This window comes from Rhodoglobus sp. G.S.23 (assembly GCF_056675935.1).
On the sequence record NZ_CM155237.1, the window covers coordinates 690,496 to 704,116 of the forward strand.

General features: G+C 58.2%; 9 protein-coding genes. 6 read left to right on the plus strand and 3 right to left on the minus strand.

Going from position 1 to position 13,621, the window contains the following annotated elements; all coding sequences use genetic code 11:
- The first annotated feature begins 419 nt into the window (after nt 1-419).
- Nucleotides 420-797, plus strand: coding sequence for a hypothetical protein (locus AC1ENN_RS03315; RefSeq protein ID WP_449648232.1), 378 nt, complete (start codon nt 420-422; stop codon nt 795-797).
- Between the two features lie 173 nt (nt 798-970).
- The gene (locus tag AC1ENN_RS03320; protein ID WP_480406664.1) at nt 971-2,035 is read left to right on the plus strand and encodes a DUF6984 family protein; all 1,065 of its coding nucleotides are present in this window, start codon (nt 971-973) and stop codon (nt 2,033-2,035) included.
- Between the two features lie 84 nt (nt 2,036-2,119).
- Here AC1ENN_RS03320 and AC1ENN_RS03325 read toward each other — a convergent pair whose 3' ends face one another.
- Together AC1ENN_RS03325 and AC1ENN_RS03330 are read right to left on the minus strand one after the other, a co-directional pair.
- Nucleotides 2,120-2,332, minus strand: a complete 213-nt coding sequence (locus tag AC1ENN_RS03325) for a hypothetical protein (protein WP_480391803.1) — start codon at nt 2,330-2,332, stop codon at nt 2,120-2,122.
- 21 nt (nt 2,333-2,353) lie between these two features.
- Nucleotides 2,354-2,929: a helix-turn-helix domain-containing protein gene (locus tag AC1ENN_RS03330; RefSeq protein WP_480406665.1), complete on the minus strand. Its 576-nt coding sequence runs from the start codon at nt 2,927-2,929 to the stop codon at nt 2,354-2,356.
- Nucleotides 2,930-3,074: 145 nt separating this feature from the next.
- Here AC1ENN_RS03330 and AC1ENN_RS03335 point away from each other — a divergent pair, with 145 nt between their 5' ends.
- The 3 genes from AC1ENN_RS03335 to AC1ENN_RS03345 all read left to right on the plus strand — a co-directional run bounded on the left by AC1ENN_RS03335 (nt 3,075) and on the right by AC1ENN_RS03345 (nt 11,078).
- Complete coding sequence (locus AC1ENN_RS03335; RefSeq protein WP_480391804.1) at nt 3,075-3,428, plus strand: hypothetical protein; 354 nt, start codon at nt 3,075-3,077, stop codon at nt 3,426-3,428.
- Nucleotides 3,429-3,819: 391 nt separating this feature from the next.
- The gene (locus AC1ENN_RS03340; protein WP_480406666.1) at nt 3,820-10,644 is read left to right on the plus strand and encodes a PA14 domain-containing protein; all 6,825 of its coding nucleotides are present in this window, start codon (nt 3,820-3,822) and stop codon (nt 10,642-10,644) included.
- Nucleotides 10,641-11,078, plus strand: coding sequence for a hypothetical protein (locus AC1ENN_RS03345; protein WP_480406667.1), 438 nt, complete (start codon nt 10,641-10,643; stop codon nt 11,076-11,078). The genes AC1ENN_RS03340 and AC1ENN_RS03345 overlap by 4 nt, the downstream gene beginning before the upstream one ends.
- A gap of 388 nt (nt 11,079-11,466) precedes the next feature.
- On the opposite strand, the gene AC1ENN_RS03350 is transcribed toward AC1ENN_RS03345, so the two are convergent.
- Nucleotides 11,467-11,862, minus strand: a complete 396-nt coding sequence (locus AC1ENN_RS03350) for a hypothetical protein (RefSeq protein WP_480406668.1) — start codon at nt 11,860-11,862, stop codon at nt 11,467-11,469.
- A gap of 112 nt (nt 11,863-11,974) precedes the next feature.
- Between AC1ENN_RS03350 and AC1ENN_RS03355 the strand changes: the two genes are divergently transcribed.
- Nucleotides 11,975-13,459, plus strand: coding sequence for an RHS repeat domain-containing protein (locus AC1ENN_RS03355; RefSeq protein WP_480406669.1), 1,485 nt, complete (start codon nt 11,975-11,977; stop codon nt 13,457-13,459).
- The last annotated feature ends 162 nt before the right edge of the window (nt 13,460-13,621 follow it).

A 13,621-nucleotide genomic window follows, 5' to 3' on the forward strand; every position in this document is an offset into this window, starting at 1 on the left:
TGGTTGCGATCAAAGGTGACTTCTTCGCAGGGCTATTCGGTGATCCTCTCGGCGCGCACTCAGACCCGGTACTGCGATTCAGAGGGGGAACTGCGCATCTTTTCTGAACCGCTCGCGGCGCGAGGGATATCAGTGGTGGTTTATGCGAACACAATCCCGGATACCGCATCGCGGCCACGCTCGCTGGTTGTAGAACGGCTTGTGAAGGTTTTCGGTTTCGCAGGCTGGAAAGTCGAAATTGCATGGGAGTGAACTCTCAAGCAAGCCGGGACTGGAGAACGCAAGGTAGGGGTAACTGAGACCGATGACTTCGTGGTTTCAGTTCGCTCTTCCATATCGCGGCCCCCTACTTCTGCTTGGAGTGTTCCTGTTCCTAAATACCGAGGGCGCTGGGCTATTCGCAAACAAAGAGCTATCTAATGAATAAGCAACCACCAGACAATGGCGTGGACTACAGTTTCGCGCGGAGTATCGCGACCGACGTGGTGCAGCGGGTCGACGTGCGCTTTCCCCGTGTGCGCATTAATTTCCACGGTCCATCGGAGATGTTCCACGGAGTTGCCGTCGAATTCTGCCCCTCAAACCCTCGGGCTGCTTATGCCGAAGTATTCGTGGCCTACGACGGCTCCTATGTTCTCAATGTTGGCTCTCACTTTCACTTTGAGGGCGGCAGCGTGAGCGACGACTCAGGCGATACTGTCGATGAGATCGTCGAGCACCTAGAGGTAATCGGAACTAAAGGACTTGCCGGGGTTACAGGTTTTAGGCTGTGGGGTCTGTTCTCAGCTACGTGGTAACTCAGTCATGGCGGGCGCCAGCTAGGTGTCGGGCCCGAAGGCTCACTTGCCGTGGGCTGCCCACAACGGGGCATTTCGAGGTTGCCTCAGAAGCGGTATTTTTGGTGGCACAAAGTGGTGCCCGAGCCGCGGTAATTGGCGCGCCTAAGCATCCGGAAGGTTGGAGTCGAACTATGAGCACATCGTTGCGGGTTCCTCCGACGAGCCGAGAGCGTGAGGTGCTGATCGCAGTAGCGGCGGAGCAGCCCTTCGACGTGCCTTCGCGCGAGTGGGAACAATCGGCATTGCTCACTATTGCGGCTAGCTTCGCAGCTATCAACGACATTTGGACGGACGAGCAAAATGCTCATGTGATCGATGTGCTCTCGAAGCTTCTTTCTCACGACGACCCGGCGATCGTGGCCGGAGCGGCAACTCGCGCGGCGGTTTTGTCGGGCTGGTGGGATAGCTCGATGCTCGAAGACCCGAATGGGCGAGAAACCAAATGGGCTGAGCTCGCGGTCGAAGCTCGGCCAGATTGGGTGCTGAATTGGCTCAAGCTGTCAGACTGTTTCGACGCACAGCGGCGGTTTTTGGAAACAGTAGAGATCGCGCAGCATTTGGCGCAGTTGCCAACGTTGGCCCCACCCGGGGACCCGTTTGATGTGGCATTCGAGCTCATTTTCACAGGGCGCCTGGAATGGACGAAACGCAAAGCGAAAGAGTTTCTTGCCAGCTCGATAAAGAAAGCTCAGGCCGCCGATTCGGTCGATGAGACTTCTGGTGTCTCTCATGCAATACGGGGAGCAAAGCGCCACAGAATCGGAACCATGCGTTGGATGCTGTCTCACTTGGCGAGAGAGCGGTTCGGCGCACGGTCAGCAGTGTCTGGCCAACATGCCCTAGTCGAAAATGCGCTGCTTTCGCTGGAACTGACTTATCGATCCCCGACCGAGGCAGAACTGCGGCTTTTGCGTGCTTTGGTCAAACGAACCCCGCGGTTCTCGGGTTCGCTTGCCACCCTCTCAGCGCTGACCGTTGCGTTAATGAACGATGGCGGTATGGGCAGCTTGGCGATCGGCCCTCCTTCGCTCGAACGACGTTTCGAGGATCAAGTAGCGGAGGTAACTTTCTTTGATGTTGACGGCATGTGGGTTTCCGCCACGTTGAACGTGGATCAGTTCGATGAACTTTTTGAGCTCGACGTGTTCAAAGGTGATTTCTCACCGCTGCGAGAAATCCCGCAGACATTCCAGTGAAAGGCCAACGTTGGCAAGCAGTTTGAAGGTGCGAGCAAACTTGAATTCACCATTGAAACGTGACGGCAATTCGCTTAATTAGCTTCATAGGTTGATCGGACCCGGCGGCGGGGTGTCGCTTTTCCCATCGGCGAGTATCGCGGTCACCATCGATACCGCTCGGGGGTCGAGGCTGTCACCCGGGTAGAACTCCTCGTACAACTCGTCAGCGTCGTCGAGGGAGCTGATCTCGCACAAGCTCAGGAGTAGTCGGATGTCGCGGGTGTCGCGACCGGGGCGGTTGGCGCGCAATTTCATCGCCGAGAGTGGTTGCCACGACTACACGCTCTTGAACGTGTCGCGCCACGCAAGAACGCCGCGTTTAGCGAACTCGGTGGGGACTTCTGCGAGTGGAGCAACAGGGTCTGCGGGGTCCACTTCAAGGGTCCCGTGGCTGATGAGGAACCGGTTGGGGAGATCAACCCACTGCGGCAGAGGAATGCCCTCGTCGGAGAGACGCCACGCTACAAGCGCCGCTAGTGCGGCATCCCACACCGGGTCTCGAGTCGACTCGGGCTCGGCAAGCCCGAGGACTCCGCGAATCAGTCCGTGCTCGGCCACAAGATTGTCGTTGAGCTGCAGCAAGGCCCGAAGCGCCCTGTCTTTGTCGCCGGCAGCGAGCTGGTGACGGATTTCGGTAGCGGCGGTTGCCGCGTCGTCCCGGCGAGTGGGTGCCGAATACAACCGGTGCCCTGCTCCAGCTAAAAGGCGATCGATGGTGTCGAAGCTTGCATCGCGCCCCCGTTCAGAGCGAGAAACGCTGCCCTGATCGATCGAGGAGCGGGAAGCGAGCTGCTCCTGGGTTAGGCGACGACTTTTTCGGGCAGCACGGATCAACGTGGATGCATTTGCCATAGTGATCACCGCTCTTCTTTCTCCCAAATATAGCTTGGAAAACATATTTTGGTTAGCTCATGTAATTCCGGATGCTCCCGCTCGCTGGACTGTCCACGATCACTGCCGAGATCGCTCCTCACTAGACTCGAGCGCAGGAGGAATCATGAGCAAGCGCGGGCAGAAATCTCCATCTAAGGTGCGGATGATGACTATGGCACTCGTCGATGAGCATGGTCTTCGCTGGGAGTTCGATACCTCGTTGGGCTATAGCAACGGCCGCGCGCTCTCCGAATTTGTGGAGCGAACTGGAGTGAAGCGGGTGCTTCTCCAGCGCGATCGAGACGCTTTCGCGATAAGGCGTCGCGAGGGCTCCGAGAAGTTGGGTTGGTTGTGGTTTGCGCGTCGGATGCACGAGCGTCGGTGGCGCCGGGTGGGGGTATTCTTCGCGGTGGTCGGGGGAGCGTTGGGGATGCTGTCTCTCCTGGCCGGCGTTGTGTTTGTCTTCTTGGGCATCTAACACGGAGATGCCCCGTTTTATCGTCTTAGGTGCTTTGTTGATTCGCTGGTAGTAGTTTTAGCTTTGAAGCGCTTCGCTCCACCTTCGTGCGAATCGGGGGTGGCCCGATGGCGCACTATGCTGGCCCAAATCGCCCGACTTCGACACTGTTGGAGGTCGACGGTGCACCCCTGAACTGGGGCCAAGGAAAGCTGGGCTGTCCTCATTAATGCGGACAGCGGAGGAAATCTCATTAGCGATAGCTTCTCGATTGGCAACCATTCGCGTGGACTCGCCCCCATGTCCTCCCCGAGGGTCATGGGTACCGCCATCCGAAGGTGTTGCTTTGCTTCTCTCTGTTCGTTGGTCCCTATTCTTCGTCATGGCCATGACTACCTCTTTGGTGTTAGTTGTGACTTTGATCCAGCCCGTGCAGCAAGCGGCGGCCGCACCTGCTGACCTCGCCAAGTCGATCGAGCTCATTCCGGCAATCGATTCGCCAACGGTTGTGCCAGACGCTACAGAGTTTCCCGCGGGCCGCTTCGATGAGGCGTCGAGTGGGCCGCTCAATGAAGCAACGAGCAGAGGGTTGGCTAAGTCGGCACCGAGGCCTACACAAGTTGACCTAGATGAATTTGACCCGGCAGCTACTGATGTTGTGTCACGGACCGAGTTTGAAACGACCTACCGCCTCGAAGACGGCACCAACGTGTCGGAGCTTTCGCTTGTTCCGCTGAACGTTCGCACGCCGGACGGAAACTGGGCCGAACTTTCGACTGATGTCACCGATTGGGAGGCTGGCCGCTGGGGCGCAGACGAGCATCCGCTAAAGCCAACTTTCGGCAACGAAGCCGATGATGATGCGGTGCTCGAAGTTGCGCGTGATGGCTACAGAGTTTCGTTTGCTCTCGAAGGTTCTGCTGACAGTCGGATGTCTCGTCCGATTGCGAACCGTCGGCTAGCGGACCCGAGCAGTGTCGAGTACCACGACGTTTTTGACGATGTTGATCTTCAGTACGACGTCGAAGCCGGTTCAGTCAAAGAGACGCTCGTGTTGAACGAAATCCCGTCGAAGGCTGAATCGTCGTGGTCGTGGATAGTATCCGCACCTGGTCTCACCTTGGAAGTAAACGAGTTCCGCGAAATCGTGTTCCTTGACAAGGAGGGTGTCACCAAATTTCACATTCCTGCGCCGATCGCTTGGGACTCATCCGGTATCGAAGAAGTCCGTGAGCCTTCGCTGATCAACCTCGACACGAAGCTGAGCCAAGTCGGCAACAAGTGGCGACTGCAGCTATCTGCTGACCCCAAGTGGCTCGCGGCACCGGACCGCGAATACCCCGTGATGGTCGACCCCACGCTCAGCGTGGGGGTTTCTTCCCTGCGAGCTTACAAATCCGATGGCTACATTCGCACGGACGCTGTTCAGGTAGGAAATTCGCGCAGCAACGGGAACACCTTCTGGCGCACTGGTGCGACATATAGGTTCCCTACGCTGGCGGGGAAGCAGGTCTTAGCTGCGACGTTTGCTGGGGCATATGGCGGCTATGGCACAACAACGACACGTACCCAAAAAATCACCGCCAACCAGTGTTGGGGTTACAACTGCTATGGCCCAACTCTTGGGTCATTCTCAATAGGTTCTGGTTCGGGGAGCACTTCCGCCACTCCTATCGCACAGTTCTACTCGAACGTAGTTAATGCTGGAGGAACCAGTGGCGCGCTGAATATCCGTGGGGATGAAAGCTCGAACTACACCTATAAGCAACTCGACACAGCGTTAGCAATCGCTTGGAAGAACTACCCATCTGTGTCAGGGTTTGCTGCGCCGACACCGGCTAACGGGGCTGTTGGTGCCCCGGTGATGCCCACTTTCAAGGTCACGGGTAGTGATCCGGGCGGGCAGGGTTTGGCATACCAATACAAGGTCGGCACGACGAGCAACGTTGAGGCGAGCACGGTGTTCACGTCGCCGTGGTCGACTACGGCACAGCAGCAGGTGCCTCCGCAGGATCAGTTGGATGCGGGCACGACCTACTACTGGAAGGCTTACGTTAGGGACGGCTACAACGGCCACCTCGGCACTTCCACAATCCGGTCGTCGTCAACGCGATCATTCACCACTAACTTTCCGGCTCCGACTCCGGACCACGTTTCCGCGGCACCCGTCGACGATGCTGTGCTGGTTTCGCTGACCCCGACGCTGAGCACAGACACAGTAGTTGACGCTGAGGGCGCAACGGTGGAGTACCAATTCCGTATTGCGACGGGCACCGATGGAAAGTCGGGCGCGATCATCTCCTCGGGATGGTTGAGCGCTCCGACGTGGACAGTGCCTGCGGGCACGCTCCAAGATGGTGGCACGTACACGTGGGTTGCCCTGACAAGTGATGGTATCGACGTTGATCTCGACGGGGCGTGGGTCAATTCGTTCAAGGTTGATCAGCGCATCGGCTCTGCGGGTCCTGCTCCGACCGATGCTGCGGGTCCCGTCTCGGTCAACCTCGCCAACGGTAATGTGAGCCTGGGCTTCACGTCGCCGATGGTGTCGACTGTTGGTGGGCCGATGGGTATGTCGTTTGCGTACAACTCGCTGCGGTCGCCTTCATCGAAGAAGGGTCTCATTGGCAGCTACTTCACTGCGAAAGCGTCACCAACATCCACCCCAGAGTTTGATTTCGACGACAAGCTACCAGTGCTTGTTCGCACGGATCCGGCGGTGTCTTTTGATTGGGCGGCTGAATCTCCGGCACCGGCTGTTCCCATAGATAATTTCTTGGCTCGCTGGACGGGTTACATCACTCCGCCGACGGGAGGCACCGGCAGCTATGAGTTCGTCATCAAGGCTGATGACGGGGTCACACTGCGAGTCGCCGACACCCAGCTGATCAACGCTTGGACAAACGGCTTTGCAGAAACAACGGGCACCCCGATTTCGCTGACGGCGGGTGTGCCTGCACGATTCCAACTCGACTACTACGAAGCTGCAGCCAATTCGAGCGTTCAGCTTCTCGTGAAATTCAACGGTGCTGCCGCTATTCCGGTACCACCGGACTGGTTCACCACTGAGATCCCGCTGCTTCCCTTTGGTTGGAACGGTTCCGCTCCGGTGAATGGTAATTCTGGTGTTTACGCTTCGGCGACGGTCACCGAGTCATCGGTGACGCTCACTGACATCTCGGGTTCTGTGCATATTTATGCCAAGAAGTCGTCGGGCGGGTACACAACGCCGAAGGGTGAGTACGGTGTGCTCTCGGTGGATGGTGCGGGGTTGGTCATTCTCACCGAAGACGACGGCACGGTTTACGCCTTCACGGCGCAGGGCAAGGTGGGGTCGGTAACGAGTCCTGCAGATTCGCAGAAGCCTGCGACGCCGATTGTGCATTACCGGGAAGGTACTGGTCAGATTGATCGGATTTCTGACCCGCTTTCTGAGGTGCTGCCTGCTACGTCTCCGCCGACGTACTCTCGCGAGGTGCGCTTCGCCTATGCGGGTGATGTTGTTGGCGATGTTGGGTTAGGGATCACTGACTCGACTGATCTGTCAGGAAACGCCTGCCCGTTCGATTCGGGTCTCGACTATGCCGAGCCGCCAGCAAACATGCTGTGCCGCATTATTTACCCTGGCCATGTTGAGGGCGCGGATGACACGACCCGTCTGTTCTACAACAGCAACGGGCAGTTGGCGGCGATTCTTGATCCCGGCAACGAGCTGTCGAGCTTCGGATACGACGCCGAGGGCCGCATGTCGGTCATCCGCGATTCGTTAGCTAACGACTGGCTCGCGGCGACGTCGAATGCTCCGGCAGCGGAGTCGACGGTCGAGATTGTCTACGATGCCGAAGGTAAGGCGACGTCGGTGACTTTGCCGGCACCGGATGGGACCACCGCGGGAGAGCGTCCTAAGAAGACGTTTACCTATGACGGAAGCAGCACCTATGTAGATGTTGACGGGCTTGTGCTGCCTTCGGGTGCCCACGCCAAGACGGTCACGTTCGATTCGGCGTGGCGTCAGCTGACGGCGACATCCGCGATGGGGCTCACCGCATCACAAGTGTGGAACACTGACGACCTGATTCTGTCGGCGACAGACGCCACGGGACTCATGACGACAACGATCTATGACGGCGAGGATCGTGCGACTGACAGCTATGGTCCAGCGCCAGATAGCTGCTTCGACGTTGACAGGTTGCCGTTGCCATCCTGTGCAATTGTTCCTGCGCATACCGAGACCGCGTTCGATGACTCACTCGAGGGTTTGCACGTCGCGTTCTACTCGAACCCGATTTTGTCGGGCGCCCCGAAGGCCTTCAACTTTGGGCTCGAGGGTGCTGGCGGCGCTCTGGTCAAGGACTGGGACGCAACAGCACCGGCAGGGCTGGGAGTCACCGATAATTGGTCACTTCGGGCTACTGGTTTGATCACGTTCCCGGATGCTGGGGTCTACAACTTCCGCACCGTCGCCGATGATGCGACGCAGTTGTGGATCGATGACATTTTGGTGATCGGCGACTGGGCGGGGGAGAACGCTCACACTTCTGCTGAGCGCGATATTCCTGCCGTCACGGCGGGTCAAACGAAGAGCATCCGTCTGGCGTATGCGGATCGCACGGGCAATGCCGAGCTGGATTTGCAGTGGAAGGTGCCAGGGTCGGAGACTTGGACAACGGTTCCTGGCTCTGCGTTCTCGCCCGATTATGGGCTGGCGAACCGCACCACCGTGCACGATTCAGCACCGGTATCGAGCGGGCTGTCTGATGCGCAGGTGCCCGACATCGTGACTTCGCTGCAGTATGAGCACCCGTGGTTGGGCGCGGCGACGAGCACAACGATTGACCCCGACGGGTTGGCGTTGACGACGGCGGAAAGTTACGAAGCTCCGGGCGGAAGCGGGTATCTGCGTCGTCTGACACGTCACCTTCCTGCTGCGGTTGCCGCGGCAGGGGCCTCCGCGCCGGCCGCGTCGGAGGGCAACTCCTCGGTTTACTACGGCGACACCGAGACTCTGGCCGAGGCCGGTTTCGCGGCTGAGGTGTGTGGGGTTCCGTTGAGTACACCGCAGCACGGCTTCATGAAGACTTCGACCGGCGCAACGCCCGCTGTGGGCAGTGCCGTGGTGACGGAATTCGTTTATGACTTGTGGGGGCGCACGGTCGGAACGAAGCGTTCCGGCGACACGAGTTGGAGCTGTAACTACTTCGACGATCGCGGCAGGGCAACCTCGAGTGTGCTGTCTGCATTCGGTTCGTCCGCGGCCCGCACGACCACGACAACCTATGCCTTTGACGGCGATGAAATGGTTGTGACGACTACGGATTCGGCTGGCATCATCACCGCAACCAGTGACCTTCTCGGCCGCACGGTGAAGTACACGGATGTGTGGGGCACGGTGACGACGCCTGAATACGAGACGAAGACGGGTCGTGTGACTTCGGTCACCACGGTCACTGCTGGTGCTGGCGGTGTGACCGGCAAGCAGTCTTTCGAGTACGACGCTGACGGCAAGGTGACCGTGGTCAAGCACAACGACGTTGCCATTGCGACGCCGTCGTATGCCACGGCTACACAGCTTCTGGAGTCGGTGGCATATGCCAATGGCAGCAGTCTGGGCAGCATCACTCGTAATGAGGCTGGTGCGGGTACTGGTTTCAGTTGGAGTTTCTCGGATGCCACGGTGGTGTCGGATTCGGTGGTGCGGTCGCAGTCGGGTCGAATTCTTCAGAACACTCTGTCGGATTCGTGGGCGGCTGATCCGCGAACGGAAACCTCGACTTACACGTTCGATGCTGCAGGCCGTTTGGCCCAGGCGGTCATCCCGAGGCATGTGCTGTCGTACGGTTTCGGTGACACCACGTGTGGTGCGGGTGCGAGTGATCTTGCCGGTCGTAACGGGAACCGCACGTCATTCTCGGATGTCAAGGATGCCGGCACCCCGATCACCACTGGCTACTGTTACGACGCCTCTGATCGGTTGGTGTCGACGGTGGTGGCGGGTGCTCCGGCAGGCGCAAACACTCTGCTCTCCACAAATCTGGGTGCGTCAACGCTGACGTATGACGCGCATGGCAACACGACCAGGCTGGCTGATCAGCAACTGTTCTACGACGGTATTGACAGGCACATGAAGACGGTGTTGGATGACGGCACCGTGATCGAATATCTGCGGGATGTGACGGGGCGAATTGTTCAGCGCAGCTCGACAGCACCGGGCGAGTCGCCGGAGGTTATCCGTTACACCTTCGCAGCTGACGGCATGTTCGGAGTGCTGGATAGTGCCGGTGCTCTGATCGAGGAGACCCTGTCATTGCCGGGCGGGGTGAGTGTGTCTCTGCCAGTGGGGGCGGATGCGAAGTGGTCATACCCGAACATGCACGGGAGTTCGATCATCCTCACCGACCATGTTGGTGCTCGGGTTGGTGTGCGGGCAGCCTTCGATCCGTTTGGGCAACCGATTGACCCTGTCACTGGCGACATCGGCACAGAGGTTGCGGATGATGCGGTCACTGATACCTCGCCGGGGGACGCGGATTACGCGTTCGTGGGGCAGCATCGGAAGTTGTATGAGCATCAGGGGTCGATCGCGACTATCGAGATGGGGTCGAGACAGCATGTCGCCGGGCTGGGTCGCTTCTTGGAGGTTGACCCCGTTGAAGGTGGTGTGATGAACGCTTATGACTATCCGGCGGATCCGGTCAACAAACTCGACCTGAGCGGGCGTTCGGTGTGCTCAGGGGACGATGATGTCGCGTGCAATATAGGGATGAACGTAGCGAGTATATTCATTGGAATTGGCGACACAGTCACGATGTGCGGGTGGTGCCTACTAGCTGGGGAAACGAGCTTGACGGGTCTTGTCCGAAAAGGGATTGGAGGCGAGGGGACAGTTGACGCAGCGGCCGAATTCCAATCTAATGGTTTTTACACATTTGGCTCGGTCTGGGCTGGCGTGGCACTGGCAGCAGGCACAGTTAGTGTCCCCTCCGTAGCCGCCGCGGTGGGAAAATCACCACGCTTGGGGCTCGACGCCGCCAAGCACGGGAATTACAGTATCGGCACCACAGGTACGCCCGCAAAACCCGGTGGCACAATGAACCGGCAGGGCGCAGCAGTGAAGCTCGGTTGGAGCGTACACAAAGACATGGCAGTATTTCGTCTCTCCGTAAAGTGGCTACCCTCCAAAGGCCGAAGCACGTACCGCCATTTGGACTTTTTGAGAACGAAGATCTGGACCAAATGACAATAAATGCACGGACAAAAATCGCCACGGAGGTTGCCGAGCGGGTAGCTGCTCGGTTTCCCAAAGTTCACGTTGAAATTAAGGTCCCAACATCTGAGAGTGATCCTGTCTTTGTTAATTTTGTTCCGCCGTCGAAGAGTTCGATTCGAGCATGGTTGGCGGTTTTCTTCGATGGCTCCTACAAACTGGATGTGGGTTCAAACGTGGAGATTGAGGAGGGGGAACCGACTCATGGTGTCGAAGCTCAGATCGCTAAAATCGTGGAGACTATTGAAGAGTTTGGTGAGGGCGGGTTAGCCGAAGTCAGGACGCATTGGTTTCTTGGGCCATTCTCGCCCACGGTAGTTGGCGTTCCGGGAATCGATCAAGATGTCGACGAGTCGCTTACGCGACGGTATGCAGCGGTGCATCGTTTCTGGGAGGGGTGGCTGTAGCCAGGTTTTTCCGCAATTGAACCATCGATTACTTTGCTACGTGGATTAGTGCGTGATCTCAGCAGGCGGCGCTGTAGTCGATACGCGTAGCTAGGAGATGTCTAAGCAATGGCGATTGTTCTCGGGTCCCAATTGATCGAGGTCGGGGCGGTGATTGCTCTAGTTGGAGGTGTTATGTTCTTCGGGAGAAACGCGGGGACTGACTTGATTCGCTGAAACCTGAAAGGGCGCGGAAACTTGTCCCGGTCACGGGAACAATTGGTGCTGATCACTCAAGCTAGCAGCATTGTATTTTTCACTCTAGGCACCTCAGTAGCGGTGTTCGGGATGTTCCAGGGCACGTAGCGTCGATTGACTTGTGGTTTCGACACCCAAGGACTGCGGGATTTCACGGCTCAGTGAGGGCAAACGGGGGAGAAGCAATGGCGCACAAATTGAACGCTACTTGGCGACAGCGACTCACCCAACAACACGCAGGAACTGTCACGCGGTTAGGCTCTTTGGGAACGTGTGGAAAGCCCAACCTCCACCGCAACCCCCGCGGCATCTCCACGAGCAACCCGGTCCTCGCGAACGCAGTTTCGAGGTCGGCGCGGGTTTCGGTGAAGTGTTCCCGCCCTTCGGTGTGGAGGCCGACCACCTGGTCAACGCCCAAGATGCGGGCGGCTTCTGCGGCATCCGCTGACGTTAAGGTGAGGGGGCTGTTGATGGCGGAGATGCGGGCAGCGCCATCGAAGAGCACTGCGATGCTGATGTCGGGGAAGCGGTCTGCGATTTGCTGCACAAGCGGTAGGGAAGCGTTGTCATTGCGACGCCATCCTACATAACAGCTACGCAGCTTCTAGAGTCGGTCGCAGTCGGGCCGGATCATTCAGAACACTCTGTCGGATTCGTGGGTGGCTGATCCGCGAACCGAAACCTCGACCTACACTTTTGACGCGGCTGGTCGTTTGACCCAGGCGGTCATCCCGAGGCATGTGCTCTCGTATGGTTTCGGCGATACCGCGTGTGGTGCGGGTGCGAGTGATCTTGCTGGTCGTAACGGTAACCGCACGTCGTTTACGGATGTGAAGGATGCCGGCACTCCGATCACCACTGATTATTGTTACGACGCCTCTGACCGGTTGTTGTCGACGGCGGTGGCGGGTGCTCCGGCCGGGGCAAACACTCTGCTGTCAACAAATCTGGGTGCGGCAACTCTGACGTATGACGCGCATGGCAACACGACGAGGTTGGCTGACCAACAGTTGTTCTACGACGGCGCTGACCGGCATTCGAAGACGGTGTTGGATGACGGCACCGAGATCGAATATGTGCGGGATGCGACGGGGCGGATTGTTCAGCGCACCTCAACTGCACCGGGCGAGTCGCCGGAGGTTATCCGTTACACGTTTACTGCCGGTGGCATGTTTGGTGTGCTGGATGGTGCCGGTGCTCTGATTGAGGAGACGCTGTCGTTGCCGGGCGGGGTGAGTGTTTCTCTGCCTGTGGCTGCGGATGCGAAGTGGTCGTACCCGAACCTGCATGGTGACTCGATCATCCTCACCGACCATGTTGGTGCTCGGGTTGGTGTGCGGGCGGCGTTTGATCCGTTCGGGCAACCCATCGACCCGGTCACCGGAGATATCGGCACAGAGGTAGCGGATGACGCGGTCACGGACACCTCCCCTGGCGACGCGGATTACGCCTTCGTGGGGCAGCATCGGAAGTTGTATGAGCATCAGGGGTCGATCGCGACGATCGAGATGGGTGCCAGACAGTATGTTGCCGGACTCGGCAGGTTCCTTGAGGTGGATCCGGTTGAGGGCGGGGTGACGAACGCGTATGACTACCCGGCTGACCCGATCAACAAGCTCGACCTCAGCGGACTTATGACTGCGGATGCCGCTGACAGGGCGGGTGCCAATGCGCACTCGGTTTGGAAAGCGAATCGGCCGACTAAGCCGTCTACCCGAGTAAATCTTCCTGCACGTATAGCGGTTGGCTACATTCGCAGCGCGACATATTCCATGGGGGCAACAGGCTGTTTCATCGTCGCTAACGAATCCTGTCTACCTTTTAGCGCGGGGTTGTCAGGGCTGGGCTCAGGGATCGATGCTGCCGTCAAAAGTGCTGAGAAAAATGCCTCGCTTGACGCGCAGCGGAATGCATTTCTGGGCGGTATAGCTGAGGGCGCGGTTCAGGGAACAATAACTGGATACGCCTCGCTTAAATTCGGAAAATTGGCAAAAGCGCTAGCAATGAGAGTTCTTTCCACAGCTGTTGGGAGCATGGGATCGGCGTTCGTCAACTTCAGTACAGGGTTCATCCCGTTTCACGTCGACTGGAGCTCCATGCCGTGTGAACTTCGCCCCACTGGCTGCCAGTATCTGATGGCTTAGAGGAATGGCTCCTTGTCAGCAGTTAGACCGTGGAATAGGTAAATAGGGTGAATACTGGAGTCGCGCCACGAGAACCATCGCTGGGTGAGTTGGGAGTTTGTCATGTGGGACTGCTGAGGGTTGAGGTGACTCCTAACGTGTGGTGATTTCGGTCACTGCTGG